This window comes from Streptomyces hebeiensis, assembly GCF_052983195.1.
On sequence record NZ_CM129812.1, the window covers coordinates 2,500,690 to 2,516,213 of the forward strand.

Annotated in this window: 12 protein-coding genes; 5 read left to right on the top strand and 7 right to left on the bottom strand. The window is 73.4% G+C overall.

Annotated features, from left to right (window positions below; translation table 11 throughout):
* Nucleotides 1-103: 103 nt before the first annotated feature.
* Nucleotides 104-742, bottom strand: a complete 639-nt coding sequence (locus ACU6P3_RS10685) for a mycothiol-dependent nitroreductase Rv2466c family protein (RefSeq protein WP_447196907.1) — start codon at nt 740-742, stop codon at nt 104-106.
* Nucleotides 743-1,006: 264 nt separating this feature from the next.
* On the opposite strand from ACU6P3_RS10685, the gene pepN (ACU6P3_RS10690) reads away from it, so the two are divergent.
* Together pepN (ACU6P3_RS10690) and ACU6P3_RS10695 are read left to right on the top strand one after the other, a co-directional pair.
* Nucleotides 1,007-3,661, top strand: a complete 2,655-nt coding sequence (pepN, locus tag ACU6P3_RS10690) for an aminopeptidase N (protein WP_447196908.1) — start codon at nt 1,007-1,009, stop codon at nt 3,659-3,661.
* A 284-nt stretch (nt 3,662-3,945) separates the two neighbouring features.
* Nucleotides 3,946-5,067, top strand: coding sequence for a hypothetical protein (locus tag ACU6P3_RS10695; protein ID WP_447196909.1), 1,122 nt, complete (start codon nt 3,946-3,948; stop codon nt 5,065-5,067).
* 180 nt (nt 5,068-5,247) lie between these two features.
* Here ACU6P3_RS10695 and ACU6P3_RS10700 read toward each other — a convergent pair whose 3' ends face one another.
* Nucleotides 5,248-5,772: an NUDIX hydrolase gene (locus ACU6P3_RS10700; protein ID WP_447197838.1), complete on the bottom strand. Its 525-nt coding sequence runs from the start codon at nt 5,770-5,772 to the stop codon at nt 5,248-5,250.
* Between the two features lie 376 nt (nt 5,773-6,148).
* On the opposite strand from ACU6P3_RS10700, the gene ACU6P3_RS10705 reads away from it, so the two are divergent.
* Complete coding sequence (locus ACU6P3_RS10705; RefSeq protein WP_447196910.1) at nt 6,149-7,177, top strand: aspartate-semialdehyde dehydrogenase; 1,029 nt, start codon at nt 6,149-6,151, stop codon at nt 7,175-7,177.
* 200 nt (nt 7,178-7,377) lie between these two features.
* On the top strand, nt 7,378-9,957 hold the full coding sequence (gene pepN, locus ACU6P3_RS10710; protein ID WP_447196911.1) for an aminopeptidase N: 2,580 nt from the start codon (nt 7,378-7,380) through the stop codon (nt 9,955-9,957).
* Between the two features lie 276 nt (nt 9,958-10,233).
* Here the strand turns inward: pepN (ACU6P3_RS10710) and ACU6P3_RS10715 are convergent, their stop codons facing one another.
* From ACU6P3_RS10715 to ACU6P3_RS10730, 4 genes are all read right to left on the bottom strand, one after another.
* Nucleotides 10,234-10,473, bottom strand: coding sequence for a hypothetical protein (locus ACU6P3_RS10715; protein ID WP_344277272.1), 240 nt, complete (start codon nt 10,471-10,473; stop codon nt 10,234-10,236).
* A gap of 20 nt (nt 10,474-10,493) precedes the next feature.
* Entirely contained in the window at nt 10,494-12,842 is a 2,349-nt protein-coding gene (gene malQ / locus ACU6P3_RS10720) for a 4-alpha-glucanotransferase (protein WP_447196912.1), read from the bottom strand.
* Nucleotides 12,843-13,076 carry a hypothetical protein gene (locus tag ACU6P3_RS10725; RefSeq protein WP_030748210.1) on the bottom strand — a complete coding sequence of 78 codons (234 nt, stop codon included), beginning with the start codon at nt 13,074-13,076 and terminating at the stop codon, nt 12,843-12,845.
* Between the two features lie 174 nt (nt 13,077-13,250).
* A complete protein-coding gene (locus ACU6P3_RS10730; protein WP_447196913.1) occupies nt 13,251-13,994 on the bottom strand; it encodes an SDR family oxidoreductase in 744 nt (247 codons plus the stop codon).
* Nucleotides 13,995-14,087: 93 nt separating this feature from the next.
* On the opposite strand from ACU6P3_RS10730, the gene ACU6P3_RS10735 reads away from it, so the two are divergent.
* The gene (locus ACU6P3_RS10735) at nt 14,088-14,675 is read left to right on the top strand and encodes a TetR/AcrR family transcriptional regulator (protein ID WP_447196914.1); all 588 of its coding nucleotides are present in this window, start codon (nt 14,088-14,090) and stop codon (nt 14,673-14,675) included.
* 41 nt (nt 14,676-14,716) lie between these two features.
* Here the strand turns inward: ACU6P3_RS10735 and ACU6P3_RS10740 are convergent, their stop codons facing one another.
* The gene (locus ACU6P3_RS10740; RefSeq protein ID WP_030748217.1) at nt 14,717-15,250 is read right to left on the bottom strand and encodes an HNH endonuclease; all 534 of its coding nucleotides are present in this window, start codon (nt 15,248-15,250) and stop codon (nt 14,717-14,719) included.
* Between the last annotated feature and the right edge of the window lie 274 nt (nt 15,251-15,524).

Sequence of the window (15,524 nt, forward strand, 5' to 3'; positions counted from 1 at the left end):
CGGGGGTCCTTCTGCCGTGCGCCGGGGGCGGGCGTGACCGGCCGTGATGTCGTGCGCCGGGGCCGGGCGTCGTCCCCCGGTCCGGACGCGCCGTACGCGCGGCTCAGTCGAAGCTGGGGGCCGCCGTCCTCGTGCGCTTGATCTCGTAGAAGCCGGGGATCGAGGCGACCAACAGCGTGCCGTCCCAGAGCTTCGCCGCCTCCTCGCCCTTGGGGGCGGGGGTGACGACCGGGCCGAAGAAGGCGATCTGCTCGCCGTCCGCGCCGGGGACAGCAATAACGGGCGTGCCGACCTCCTGGCCCACCTTGTCGATGCCCTCCTTGTGCGAGGCACGCAGCTCGGTGTCGTACGTGTCGGAGTCGGCGTACTCGATCAGGCCGGCGGGCAGGCCCACGTCCGCCAGGGCGCCGGCGATCGCCTCGCGGCCGCTGCCCTCGCCCCGGTTGTGGAAGCGGGTGCCGAGGGCCGTGTAGAGCGGGCCCACGATCTCGTCACCGTGGAGCTGCTGGGCGGCGACGACCACGCGCACCGGTCCCCATGCCGGGCCGCCCGGGCGCATCCTCTCCGCGTACTCCGGGGACAGGGTGTCCAGCTTGTCCTCGTTGAGCACGCCGAGGCTCATCACGTGCCAGCGCACCTCGATGTCACGGACCTTCTCCACCTCCAGCACCCAGCGGGAGGTCAGCCAGGCCCAGGGGCACAGCGGGTCGAACCAGAAGTCGACCGGGGTCTTCTCGGACATGTCTCTCCTCATCATGGCTGTAGCTCGGCACGGACCGGTACCGCCGGGGGCGACGCCGCGTCCGCCGTGACCGACGGGTCGGTCACGGCGCGTCGCACACCCGCGTAGCGGAGAACGTGCCGGGCGATCCAGGGCATTCCCGTTCCGGGTCCGGCGAATGCCACGTGTCGGTGGGGCGTGCGAGGATCGGTTCCGGTCCGCGGCCGGCCACCGGCCGGACAGGACCCAGCTGCGACGAGCCACAGAGGCCACAGAGGAGTGACCGTGCCCGGTGAGAATCTCTCCCGCGACGAGGCCCGCGAGCGGGCGGTACTGCTGTCCGTCGACGGGTACGACGTCGCCCTCGACCTGCGCTCGGCGGTCGGTGCCGGGCCGGAAGGGGACGAGCCGGAAACCGGCGGGCCGTCCGGTGAGGGGCCGGCCGGTGACCGGCCGCGCACGTTCCGCTCGGTCACGACGATCCGGTTCCGCTGCGCCGAGCCGGGGGCGTCGACCTTCGCGGACCTGATCGCGCCCGAGGTGAACGCGGTGACGCTGAACGGGGCGGAGCTGGACCCGGCCGCCGTCTTCGACGGCTCGCGGATCGCGCTGGCCGGCCTGTCGGCGGAGAACGTGCTGGTGGTGGACGCCCGGTGCGCGTACAGCCGGACCGGCGAGGGCCTGCACCGCTTCGTCGACCCCGAGGACGGCGAGGTCTACCTCTACACGCAGTACGAGCCGGCCGACGCGCGGCGGGTGTTCGCCAACTTCGAGCAGCCCGACCTGAAGGCGCCGTACACGTTCTCGGTGACCGCGCCGGACGGCTGGACGGTGCTCAGCAACGGCACCGCCGAGCGGGTCGAGCCGTCGGGCGCCGACGACGGGTGCTCGACCACGCGCTTCGCGCCGACGGAGCCGATCTCCACGTACATCACCGCCGTCGTGGCGGGGCCGTACCACTACGTGCGCGACCACTACAGCCGTGCGCTGCCGGACGGCACGACGCTGGAGATCCCGCTGGGCGCGCTCTGCCGCAAGGGGCTGGCCCGGCACTTCGACGCGGACGACGTCTTCGAGATCACCAAGCAGGGGCTGGACTTCTTCCACGACCGCTTCGACTACCCGTACCCCTTCGGGAAGTACGACCAGGCGTTCGTGCCCGAGTACAACCTGGGCGCGATGGAGAACCCGGGCCTGGTGACCTTCCGGGAGGAGTACATCTTCCGCGGCTATGTGACCCGCGCGTCCTACGAGCGCCGGGCGAACGTCATCCTGCACGAGATGGCGCACATGTGGTTCGGCGACCTGGTCACCATGGAGTGGTGGGACGACCTCTGGCTGAAGGAGTCCTTCGCGGACTTCATGGGCACGTTCTCGATGGTGGGAGCCACCCGCTTCACCGACGGCTGGACCACCTTCGCCAACAACCGCAAGGCGTGGGCCTACCGAGCCGACCAACTGCCGTCCACGCACCCGGTCACGGCCGACATCCGGGACCTGGAGGACGCCAAGCTGAACTTCGACGGGATCACCTACGCCAAGGGCGCGTCCGTGCTCAAGCAGCTGGTCGCGTACGTGGGCGAGGAGGCGTTCCTGGAAGGCGCGCGGCGCTACTTCAAGCGGCACGCGTACGGCAACACCCGACTGGACGACCTGCTCTCGGTGCTGGCGGAGACCTCCGGGCGGGACATGTCGGGCTGGGCGCGCTCCTGGCTCCAGACGGCCGGACTCAACTCCCTCACCCCGCGCGCCGCCTACGGGGCGGACGGGCGCGTCACGGAACTGGCCATCCTCCAGGAGGCGTCCGCGACCCATCCCGAACTGCGCCCCCACCGGGTCGCGGTCGGGCTCTACCGGCGCACCGCGGGCGGGGACGGACTGGCGCGGTACGCCCGTGCCGAGGTGGACGTCGACGGGGCGCGCACGGTCGTCACGGAACTGGCCGGGGCCGAGCGGCCCGACCTGATCCTGGTCAACGACGAGGACCTGACGTACTGCAAGGCGCGCTTCGACGCCGGCTCGCTGGAGACCGTGCGGTCGCACCTGGGCGACCTCGCCGACCCGCTCGCCCGCGCCCTGTGCTGGTCCGCGCTGTGGAACATGACGCGGGACGCGCTGCTGCCGGCCAGCGAGTTCATCGACACGGTGATCGCCCACGCGGGCCGGGAGACGGACGTGGGTGTGCTCCAGACGCTGCACGCCTGGGCGCGGACGGCGCTGCACCGGTACACCGCGCCCGACCGGCGGGAGCACGGCGCCCGGCTGCTGGCCGGGAGCGCGCTGGCCCGGCTGCGGGAGGCCGAGCCGGGCAGTGAGCACCAGCTGACGTGGGCCCGTTTCTTCGCCTCGGCCGCCGCGTCGGACGAGGACTTCCGGCTGCTGCGGGGCCTTCTCGACGGCACGGACAAGATCGACGGGCTCACGGTCGACCAGGAGCTGCGCTGGACCTTCCTGGAGCCGCTGGCGGCGCGCGGGCTGGCCGACGAGGCGGCGATCGCGGCGGAACTGGCCCTGGACAACACGGCGTCGGGCAAGCGCCACCAGACGCGCTGCCTGGCGGCCCGGCCGTCGGCGGCCGTCAAGGCGCAGGTCTGGGCCCAGGTCGTGGAGTCGGACGCGCTGTCGAACGCGCTGGTGGGCGCGTCGATCGCGGGCTTCGCGCAGCCGGACCAGCGGGAGCTGCTCGCGCCGTACGCCGCACGGTACTTCGAGGTGATCGAGCGGGTGTGGACGGAGCGGTCCATCCAGATCGGGATGGATGTGGTCCGGGGCATGTTCCCCGAACTCCAGGGCGACCGCTCGACGCTGGAGGCGTCGACGGCCTGGCTCGACGCCCACCCGCACGCGGCGCCGGCGCTGCGCAGGCTGGTGCTGGAAGCGACGGACGACCTGGCGCGCGTGCTGCGCGGACAGGAGTGCGACCGGGCGGCGGCGGGCTGACGGATTCCGGGTGCTCGGCGGGTGGTTCCGGCCGCCCGGGTGAGTCGGTTTTCGGCCGCCGCGCGCCGGGATCCGTTCGGCGCCGGCCGGCGCCGAACGGGCGCCACGCCGCGTACGAGCAGGTGGCAGGGGTCCGACCGGGTGAAAGATGGTTGGCCGGGCACCGGGAGGGGGATCCTGATCGGCGCTCGAACGCCCGTACTTTAGGGCGGTGTTGTCCGGTTTTGTCGACGAATTCGTAACAGGGGTTAGATGCCTGGTGAGGCTGGGGGAGATCACCGGACATGAACAACGACGCCCCCACTTCCCCCCACCCGCTCGGCGAACTCACCGGCGAGACGGGTGCGCGGGTCTACTCGCTCGCGCGGCTGCGCGAGCACGGTGTGCCGGCCGGCCGGGTCGCCGCGCGGTGCCGGCCCGGCGGCCCCTGGCAGCAACTGCTGCCGGGGGTCTACCTGTTGCACGCGGGCCTGCCGACGAGTGAGGAACGGCTGCGCGCGGTGCTGCTGTACGCGGGGCGGGCCGAACCGGCGCCTGTCCCGGCCCAGCCCTCGCCGTCCGGGGCGGACGGGGCCTGCGGGACGGCCGGGCAGGCCGGGGCCGGGGCGGCCGCTTCGGCGGGCGGGCCGGTGATGATCACGGGGCTCGCGGCGCTGGCGCTGCACGGCTTCTCGGCCACTCCCCCGCTGTCCTCGCTGCACCGGATCGACGTCCTGGTGCCGCGCACCCGGCGGCTGCGTTCCACGGGCTGCGCCCGTATCGTCCGCGCACGCGCGCTGCCCCGGCCCGAGTCCGTCGGCGGGGTGCCGGTGGCGCCGGTGGTACGTGCGGTGGCCGACGCCGTCGCGGACCTGTCGGAGGCGGGCCCGGTGGTCACGCTGCTGACGGAGGCGGTACGCGGCGGGCACTGCGAACCGGCCGCGGTGGTCCGGGAGCTGCACCAGTCAGGGCTGCTGGTGCGCCCGCACGTGGTGGCCGCGGTCGACACGCTGCTCGCGGAGGGACGGACGCTGGCCGAGGCGCGGCTGTACGAGATGGTGCGCGCCCACGGGCTGCCGGAACCGCTGTGGAACGTCGACCTGAGACTGCCGGGCGGGCCCGGCCTGGGCGCGGTGGACGCGTACTGGCCCGAGCAGGCCGTCGCGGTGGAACTGGACACCCGGGCCCCGCACCCGGGCGTCCACTCGCGTACGGAGTCCCAGGCGGGGCCGGACGACGAGGAGGCGCGGTGGTCGGCGACGGCCCGCAAGCGCGAGCACCTGGAACGCCTCGGCATCACGGTCGTCCATCTGACGCCGGCGAAGCTGCGGGAGTCGCCGGAGCAGCAGGCGACGGTGGTCCGTACGGCCCTGACGGCGGCGGAGGACCGGGACCCGGCGGCGTACGTGACGGTCCTCCCCCGGTGACCGGTGCGGCCCGGCGGCGTTCCGCGTGACCGCGCGGGGCGGGCTCCTGCCCGGCCGGGGCACGTGCCGGGCGTGGCATCTGTGCCGGTGCCGTCCGTCAGTCGCCGGGCCCGGCCTCTGGCGTCGGGGCGCGACCGGGTCGGGTGCGGCACGGGCCCGGTATGCACGGGCCGACGCCGGTCAGCGGCCGGTGGCCGGGCCCGGCCCGGTGCCGACGGCGGGACCTTCGCCGCGCCCCGCGCGGTGCCCGTCCCCCTCGCCGACGACATGTCCGACGGGCGGCCGCTCGCGCCACAGCCGCAGGGCGACGTCGACCAGCTCGACCCGGTCGAGGCCGGCGACCGCGCCGAGCGGGTGCCAGGCCGCGAGATCGGTGGAGCCACCGGTCTCGGGGCGCAGCGTGCCGCCCGTGATCCGGCCCTCGTAGACGATCCGCAGACCCTGGAAGTCGGCGGACAGGCCCAGGGCGCGCGGGTAGCGGCGGCGGACCGAGTCCAGGCCGAGCAGCGCGGTGATCTCGGCGGTGTGGCCGGTCTCCTCCTCGACCTCGCGGACCACCGTGTCGCGGGGATCCTCGCCGTGCTCCATGCCACCGCCGGGGAGCGTCCAGCGCTTGGTGCCGTCGCGCGCCACCCAGCGGGCGAGAAGGATCTGTCCGTCCTGGACGCACACGGCGTAGGCCGCCACGCGCAGCTCCTGCTTCATCCCGGTCATCCCGTGAGGGTAGTCGGCACACCGTCCCGCGGAGGCCGGAACGGCGGGACGCCGCCCCGGGACGCGGGCCCCGGGCCCGTACGGCCACGACGGAGTACGGGCCACGACGGCGCGCGGTGACCGGCTGCCGCGCCGCCGGACACGCCGAGCCGATCGTCGCACCGGGTGACGGCGACTCGCGGTGCGTGACGTCGGACGGCGGAACAGGCGGCCGTACGGGCGCGTCCGCACGGACCGTGGCGCACGCCACGGGTGTGACGCGATCCGCACCGTCCCGACCAGCGGACAATGGATTGGACAAGCGAACCCAGGACAGACACATCATGAGGGAACGCGTTCCCGGGACAGTCGCGAGTGAGGAGCCCCAGTGAAGGTCGGAATCGTCGGAGCCACCGGTCAGGTCGGCACGGTCATGCGCAGGATCCTGGCCGAGCGGGACTTCCCGGTCACCGAGCTGCGCCTCTTCGCCTCCGCCCGGTCCGCGGGGTCCACCCTCGACTGGCGGGGCGCGCCCGTCACGGTCGAGGACGCCGCCACCGCCGACTACACGGGGCTCGACATCGTGCTCTTCTCCGCGGGCGGTACCACGTCGAAGGCGCTCGCCGAGAAGGTCGCGGGACAGGGCGCCGTGGTGATCGACAACTCCTCCGCCTGGCGCCGCCACCCCGAGGTCCCGCTGGTCGTCTCCGAGGTGAACCCGCACGCGATCAAGGACCGGCCCAAGGGGATCATTGCCAACCCGAACTGCACGACGATGGCCGCGATGCCCGTCCTGCGCCCGCTGCACGAGGAGGCGGAGCTGACGGCGCTGGTCGCCACGACCTACCAGGCCGTTTCCGGCTCCGGCCTCGCCGGGGTGGCCGAGCTGCACGGGCAGGCGCAGAAGGTCGTCGCCGAGGCGGACAAGCTGACGCACGACGGCGCGGCGGTGGACTTCCCGGCACCCGCCGTCTACCAGCGCCCGATCGCGTTCAACGTGGTGCCGCTCGCGGGCTCCGTCGTGGACGATGGCCTGTTCGAGACGGACGAGGAGCAGAAGCTCCGCAACGAGTCGCGCAAGATCCTGGGGATCCCGGAGCTGAAGGTCTCCGGGACCTGTGTCCGCGTGCCGGTGTTCACGGGCCACTCGCTCCAGATCAACGCCCGCTTCGCCCGTCCCCTCGGCGTGGAGCGCGCGTACGAGCTGCTGGGGGACGCGCCGGGCGTGGAGCTGTCCGAGATCCCGACCCCGCTCCAGGCGGCGGGCAAGGACGCGTCGTACGTGGGCCGGATCCGCGCCGACGAGACGGTGGAGAACGGCCTGGCGCTGTTCGTGTCCAACGACAACCTGCGCAAGGGCGCGGCGCTGAACGCGGTGCAGATCGCCGAGCTGGTGGCGGCCGAGCTGACGGGCTGAGACGACGGCCGGCCCGGGCCTACGGGCCGGGCGACCGGCCGAAACCGCGGAGCGGGGCCTTCCGGACGCACCGGAAGGCCCCGCTCCGCGGTTTCGGCGACCGCCCGGCGACCCCCGCTGCGGCGGGATATGCCACCGCACGGAGCGATCCGCCGTGGAAGGATGACCGGAAACGTCATGAACCGAGGAGATGAAACCGGGTGCCTGGCACAAATCTGACCCGCGAGGAAGCGCAGCGTCGCGCACGCCTCCTCACCGTCGGCTCGTACGGGATCGATCTCGATCTCAGCGGCGCGCAGGAGGGCGGCACGTTCCGGTCCGTCACCACCGTCCGCTTCGAGAGCGCGGAGGCCGGGGCGGAGACCTTCATCGACCTGGTGGCGCCCACCGTGCACGAGGTCGTCCTCAACGGCACGGCGCTGGACGTCGCCGAGGTCTTCGCGAACTCGCGGATCGCGCTCAAGGAGCTGCTCGAGGGTCCGAACGAGCTGACGGTCGTCGCGGACTGCGCCTACACCAACACCGGTGAGGGGCTGCACCGCTTCGTCGACCCGGTGGACGAGCAGGCGTATCTGTACACGCAGTTCGAGGTGCCGGACGCGCGGCGCGTGTTCGCCTCGTTCGAGCAGCCGGACCTCAAGGCCACCTTCCAGTTCACCGTGCGCGCCCCCGAGGGCTGGACCGTCGTCTCCAACTCCCCGACCCCGGAACCCAGGGACAACCTCTGGGTCTTCGAGCCCACGCCGCGCATCTCGTCGTACATCACGGCGCTGATCGTCGGCCCGTACCACTCGGTGCACAGCTCCTACGAGAAGGACGGGCAGTCGGTGCCGCTGGGCATCTACTGCCGTCCCTCGCTCGCCGAGTACCTGGACTCGGACGCGATCTTCGAGGTCACTCGGCAGGGCTTCGACTGGTTCCAGGAGAAGTTCGACTACGCGTACCCCTTCGCCAAGTACGACCAGCTGTTCGTGCCGGAGTTCAACGCGGGGGCGATGGAGAACGCGGGCGCGGTGACGATCCGCGACCAGTACGTGTTCCGGTCGAAGGTGACGGACGCGGCGTACGAGACGCGGGCCGAGACGATCCTCCATGAGCTGGCCCACATGTGGTTCGGCGATCTGGTCACCATGGAGTGGTGGAACGACCTCTGGCTGAACGAGTCGTTCGCCACGTACACCTCGATCGCCTGCCAGGCGCACGCCCCCGGCTCGCGGTGGCCGCACTCGTGGACGACGTTCGCCAACTCCATGAAGACGTGGGCGTACCGCCAGGACCAGCTGCCGTCCACGCACCCGATCATGGCGGAGATCCGCGATCTGGACGATGTGCTGGTCAACTTCGACGGCATCACGTACGCGAAGGGCGCGTCGGTGCTCAAGCAGCTCGTCGCGTACGTGGGCCAGGACGAGTTCTTCCGGGGCGTGCAGGCGTACTTCAAGGCGCACGCGTACGGCAACACGCGCCTGTCCGATCTGCTGGGCGCGCTGGAGGAGACCTCCGGGCGGGACCTGAAGGTCTGGTCGAAGGCCTGGCTGGAGACGGCCGGCATCAATGTGCTGCGGCCGGAGATCGAGCTGGACGAGTCGGGCCACGTGACGTCGTTCGCGGTCCTGCAGGAGGCGCCGGCGCTGCCCGAGGGCGCGAAGGGCGCGCCCGTGCTGCGGCCGCACCGGATCGCGATCGGCCTGTACGACCTGGACGCCGGCACCGGCAAGCTGGTCCGCACGCGCCGGATCGAGCTGGACGTGGACGGCGCGCGCACGGAGGTGCCGTTCCCGTCGGACACCCCGCGCCCTGCGGTCGTCCTGCTCAACGACGACGACCTGTCGTACGCGAAGATCCGCCTCGACGACGAGTCGCTGCGGGTCGTCACCGAGCATCTCGGCGACTTCACGGAGTCGCTGCCGCGGGCCCTGTGCTGGGCGTCGGCGTGGGACATGACGCGCGACGGCGAGCTGGCCACCCGCGACTACCTGGAGCTGGTGCTCTCCGGCATCGCGAAGGAGTCGGACATCGGCGTCGTGCAGTCGCTGCAGCGGCAGGTGAAGCTGGCGCTGGACCTGTACGCGGCGCCGGACTGGCGCGAGACGGGGCTCACGCGGTGGACGGACGCGACGCTGGCGCACCTGCGCTCCGCCGAGCCGGGCGGCGACCACCAGCTGGCGTGGGCGCGGGCGTTCGCCGCGACCGCGCGCACGCCGCAGCAGCTCGACCTGTTGCAGGGGCTGCTGGACGGTACGGAGACCATCGAGGGCCTGGCCGTGGACACCGAGCTGCGCTGGGCCTTCGTCCAGCGGCTTGCGGCGACGGGGCTGCACGACGAGGAGGAGATCGCCGCCGAGTACGAGCGCGACCGGACGGCCGCGGGCGAGCGCCACGCGGCGGCGGCCCGGGCGGCACGGCCGGACAGCGCGGCCAAGGCGGAGGCGTGGGCGTCGGTGGTGGAGAGCGACAAACTGCCGAACGCGCTCCAGGAGGCGGTCATCGGCGGCTTCGTCCAGACCGACCAGCGTGAACTGCTCGCGCCGTACGCGGAGAAGTACTTCGCGGCGGTCGCGGACGTCTGGGAGTCCCGCTCGCACGAGATGGCGCAGCAGATCGCGGTCGGCCTCTACCCGGCCGTCCAGATCTCCCGGGCCACGTTGGAGGCGACGGACGCCTGGCTGGCCTCGGCGGGCCCGAACGCGGCGCTGCGCCGGCTGGTGACGGAGTCCCGCTCGGGCGTCGAGCGCGCGCTCACGGCGCAGGCGGCGGACGCGGCGGCGGGGATCGCGTAGCGCTCAGGAGGTGTCCCGGGCGGGGGTACGGGCCGCGCGGGCCCGGGTGCGTGCGGGAACTCGGGTCCGCGTGCGGGAACTCGGGTCCGCGTACGGCCCGGGTCCGCGTACGGCCCGGGTACATGTACGGCCCGGGTACATGTACGGCCGGGTACGAGCACGTACCCCCGCCCGCCCCGTGGGCCAGGCCGGGCCACGTCACGGCGCCTGCCCGCGGACACGCGAAAGCACCGCCCCGCACACCTGTGCCGGGCGGTGCCGCGAGGGCGCCGTGGGTCAGCCCTGCTGCTGGGGCTTGCGGGACTTGTCCAGGACCATCACCAGGCCGGCGATGACACCGAAGATCACCAGCGGGGCCACCACGAAGAGGCCGAGCGTCTCGACGACGCTCAGGCCCGGACCCGGGTCGTCGCCGTCGTCCCGGGTGAGCGCGAGGGCCGGGGACGACATGAGCAGCATCATCAGCGTCGTACCGGCCGCCAGGGCGCCGGCGCGCAGAGCGTTCTTCTTGTCCACGGTGCAAACGTAGCGAACGCCTACACGGGACGCGCGCGCGGGGGTGCCGTAGCGGCCGGGAACACCTCCATCAGGCGGCGCAGCCGCGGTGCGGCCGCCAGGTCCTCCAGGGTCACCGGGCGGCCCTTCGCGTCCGCGAGGGGCAGTCGCCAGTTGGGGTACTGGTCCCAGGTCCCCGGCAGGTTCTGCGGCCTGCGGTCGCCCAGCGTGTCCGGCAGCCAGATGCCGACCATGCGCGCCGGGGTGCTCAGCAGGAAGCGGTAGACCGCGCGGACCGCCTCCTCTTCCGCCCTTTCCGCCTCGTCGCCGCCGTCGCCGACGCTTCCGGTGTCGTGGGCGCCCCCGGTGTCACGGGTGCCCCCGGAGATCAGTCCCAGCCGGGTCAGGCAGGCGCGCCACTCGGCGATCTCGGCCCGGTCGTCCGCCTGTTCCCGTTCCAGCGGGCGGGTGAGCAGGCCGAGGCGGTGCCGGAGCGCCACGTGCTCGCCCGTCAGCCGGGCGGCCGTGGACGGCAGGTCGTGGGTGGTGGCGGTGGCCACACAGCCCTCGCGCCAGCTCCCGGGCGGCAGCGGCCGCCCCGTGCCCGTCCAGTCCCGCTCGAACCAGAGCACCGACGTGCCGAGCACACCGCGCCGCTCCAGCGCCTCCCGCACACCGGGTTCGACCGTGCCCAGGTCCTCCCCTATGACGGCCGCGCCCGCGCGGTGCGCCTCCAGGACGAGGACGGCGAGCATCGCCTCGGCGTCGTACCGTACGTACGTTCCCCGGGTGGGGTTCTGGCCGTCGGGCACCCACCAGAGCCGGAACAGGCCCATCACATGGTCGATCCGCAGCGCGCCCGCGTGCCGCAGCAGTCCCCGGAGCAGCCCGCGGTACGGGGCGTAGGCCGACGCCGCCAGCACGTCGGGGCGCCACGGGGGCAGGCCCCAGTCCTGGCCGTGCGCGTTGAAGGCGTCCGGCGGGGCGCCGACGGACATGCCGGCGGCGAACACGTCCCGCTGCGCCCACGCGTCCGCGCCGTCCGGATGCACGCCGACGGCCAGGTCATGGACGATGCCGACGGCCATCCCGGCGTCCTCCGCCGCCCGCGAGGCGGCGCCGAGCTGCTCGTCCGTGAGCCAGGCCAGCCGGCAGTGGAAGTCGACCCGCTCCCGCAGCTCCCGCCGGGCCGCCGCCGTCCCGGCGGAGCGCGGGTCGCGCAGCGGCTCGGGCCACTCCCCCGGGCGCGGGCCGTGCACCTCGGCGAGCGCGCACCATGTGGCGTGGTCCACCAGGGCCTGCCCCTGGGAGGCGAGGAAGTCACGGTAGGCGGCGTGGCGGCCGGGTCCGGGCGGGACGGTGGCGAGGATCTCCAGGGCCGCGCGCTTGAGCGCCCACACGGCGTCACGGTCGATGAGACCCGTACGGTCCGACGCGCCGGCCGCCGCGTCACCGGTCGCGTCCGGGGCAGCACCGGTCCCGGCGTCACCCGTCATGTGCGCCGGGGCACCGGGCGCGCGCGTCGCGCCGCCGGATCCCTCCGCCGCGCCGCCCGGCGCGTCCGTGGCCAGGACCGACTCCCGCAGCGCCGCCGCCTTCTCCGCCAGCTCGTCCAGCCGCGCCCGGTCCGCGCCGCGTACGTACGCGTACTCCGGGATCGCCTCGACGCGCACGTGGACCGGATCGGGGAAGCGCCGGGAGGAGGGCCGGTAGGGCGAGGGGTCGGTCGGCGCGCCGGGGACGGCGGCGTGCAAGGGGTTGATCTGGACGAATCCCGCGCCCAGGGCGCGGCCCGACCAGGCGGCCAGCTCGGCGAGGTCACCGAGATCGCCCATGCCCCAGGAACGGCGGGAGAGCAGTGAGTAGAGCTGGACGAGGAAGCCGTGCGTGCGGGCCGGTGGGCGGGGTACGTGGCCGGGCGCGACGATCAGCGTCACCTCTGCCGTACGGCCGTCGGGGGCGCCGGCCGCCAGCCGGTGCACGCCGAGGGGCAGCCGGGCCCACGCGGCGGCCCGCGGACCGGGTCCCGCCTGCTCCTCGGCCTCCACCGGCACCGTGGCCCCGGCCTGCGGCAGCTCCACCCGCTCGCCCTCTTCCGTCGCCACCCGGAGGGTGGACCCGGGCGGGAGCGCGGCCAGCGCCGGCGGCAGCTCGGGGGCCGTACCGTCCTGGGCGCACCACACCACCAGCGTCGGGGGCAGCAGGCGGCTCGCCAGGGCGGATTTCGCGCGGGTCAGCGCGTCCGCCACCGCTTCGGGGGTGGACGCGTCGACGCCCAGCGCGGCCAGCACCGAGACGACGGTGTCGTCGGGCACGGGCACGGTCACGCCGGGTGAGGGTTCGTAGGAGGTTGCGACACCGTGCAGCTCGGCGAGCCCGGCCAGGCCCATTCAGACTCCTGGGGACTCCGTGCCGCCGGCCGTACCGGGCGCGGTCGGCTCACTGGTCAGCGGGGCGACGTCGGCGAGCGGGGGTTCGCTGGTGAGGGGTGCGTAGTCGGCGAGGGGCGGTTCGCTGGTCAGGGGTCCCGCACCGGGGTCGGCGAGCGGAGGCTCGCTGGTCAGTGGGGCGGGACCCCTCTGTTTGGAGAGCGCGGAGAGCAGGAGCTGAGCGGATGCCGCCATGACGGCGCCTCCTTCGGACAGGGAACAGGACACCTCAGCCCTACCCAGCGGTCGCCGAGGCAGACCCGTACAGCCGGTAAACGTGTGTTGAGTCACGTTCTGTTCCCTCTTCCTTCTCTCCCTCGCGACCTTCTCTCCCTCGCGACGGCGCGAGTCATGCCTGATCGGTGGGGCTCACGCTTGAATGGTGGGGCGGATGTTGATCTCGCCGATCTCGACGTCGCCGGGCTGCTCGACGGCGAAGGCCACGGCGCCGGCCACCGCCGAGGGGGAGATGCCCATGGCGTCCATGTTCTCGCGCGTCTGTTCGCGGGCACGCGGGTCCGCCATGGAGTCGGCGAGATCGGTACGGACGTATCCCGGCGAGATGGCCGTCGTGCGCACCACGCCGTCGGTGGACTCCACGCGCAGTCCCTCGTGGACGGTGCGCACCGCGTTCTTGGTCGCGGCGTAGACGGCCATCGAGGGGTGCACGCCGGCCAGGCCGGCCACGGAAACGATGCTCACCAGGTGGCCCGCCCCTTGCTCGCGGAAGACGGGCAGCGCGGCGGCGACACCGTTGAGCATCCCGCGGAGGTTGACATCGATCATGGCCGACCAGCCTTCGGTGTCGAGGTCGGCCAGCGGGCTGATCGGGGCGATGCCGGCGTTGTTCACCAGCACGTCGATTCGGCCGTACCGGTCGACCGTGATGGCGACCAGGCGCCGCAGGTCCTCGGCCCTGGTGACGTCGATGACGCACGTGGCGGCCCGGCCTCCCGCGGCCCGGATGTCCCGCGCTATGGCGTCGACGCGCTCGCCGCGGCGCGCCGCGAGGACGACCGCGGCGCCGCGGTCGGCGAGCAGCCGAGCCGTGGCCTCGCCGATGCCGCCACTCGCTCCGGTGATGGCGACGATCTTGTCGCGAAGAGAGAGCACTGCTGCCTCCAAAGTAAAGTGGACACGTGTCCGGCGCTTGCCACCCTACCGGACACGTGTCCACTTGTCGCAGGCAGAACGCCAGGAGAGGCCATGAGCGCGCCAGAACGCCGCCCGGACGCGGCGCGGAACCGGACCCTCATCGTGGAGGCCGCCCGCGCGGCGCTCGCCGAGTCCGAACGCCCCCATCTGAACGAGATCGCCAAGCGCGCAGGGGTGGGGCAGGGCACGCTCTACCGGAACTTCCCCAGTCGCGAAGCGCTCCTCGCCGAGGTCTACCGGCGCGATGTCGAGGAGCTCGTGGCCGCCGCCTCCGCCCTGCTGGCGGAACACGAGCCCGTGGAGGCCCTGCGTCACTGGCTCGACCGGGTGATCGACTACGCCGAGATCAAGCGCGGCGTCCTGGCGGCGCTCCAGCCGGCGGCGTGGCAGGACCTCGTCGCAGACAGCCACAGCCCCATCGAAAGCGCCCTGGGGCGGCTGCTGGACGCCGGGAAGGCGGCCGGTTCCGTCCGCACGGACGTGGACGCCCACGGCGTCCTGCTGCTCATCGCCTACCTCGGCCGGCTCGACCGGAACGAGTGGAAGTCAACGGCACGGAGTCTGATGAGCGTCATCCTCGACGGCCTCCGCCGGCAGGACAGCGACGGCCGAGGCGGCGGGACGACGACAGGCAGCTGAGGGCGGCCGAGCGGGGTCCGGCCGGGGCCCCGCGGGACGGCTCAGCCGCGTCCGTCGATCCGGGCCAGCGCGTCCTCCGCTCCGTACGGCTGCAGGTACGGCAGCCACCGCGGGTCGCGGTGGCCCGTCCCGATGATCCGCCAGGCCAGTCCGGACGGCGGCGCCGGCTGGTGGTTCAGACGCCAGCCCAGCTCCCGCAGGTGCCGGTCGGCCTTGACGTGATTGCAGCGGCGGCACGCGGCCACCACGTTCTCCCATGCGTGCTGACCGCCGCGGCTGCGCGGAATGACGTGGTCGACGCTGGTGGCGACGCCACCGCAGTACATGCAGCGCCCGCCGTCCCGCGCGAAGAGCGCACGGCGGGTCAGGGGAACGGGCCCCCGGTAGGGGACCCGTACGAAACGCTTCAGCCGTACGACGCTGGGAGCCGGGATGACACGGGTCTCGCTGTGCATGAAGGCGCCGGACTCCTCGAGGCAGAGTGCCTTGTTCTCCAGGACGAGGACGAGTGCGCGGCGAAGCGGTACGACGCCGAGCGGCTCGTACGACGCGTTGAGGACCAGGACATGCGGCACGGATGCCTCCTTGTACGCCGGCGGCGCGTGGCTCGCGCCGGGACGATCTGCTCTCAGTCTCTCCTCATGCCTGGTCGAAACGCCACCACGTCCAGGTAACGGGCTCGAAGTGTTTTCGACCACATGATCGAACCGGGCGGGGGCGGCCGGCGGGCGACACGGGGCGACCGGGCGGCCGGGGCCCGGTTCCACGCGCGGGCCGGCCGGTACGGACGGGTCCCGAGCGCGGGCGCGCACGACGGGGCGCGCGGACCGGCGCACCCCGCGGCGGAGC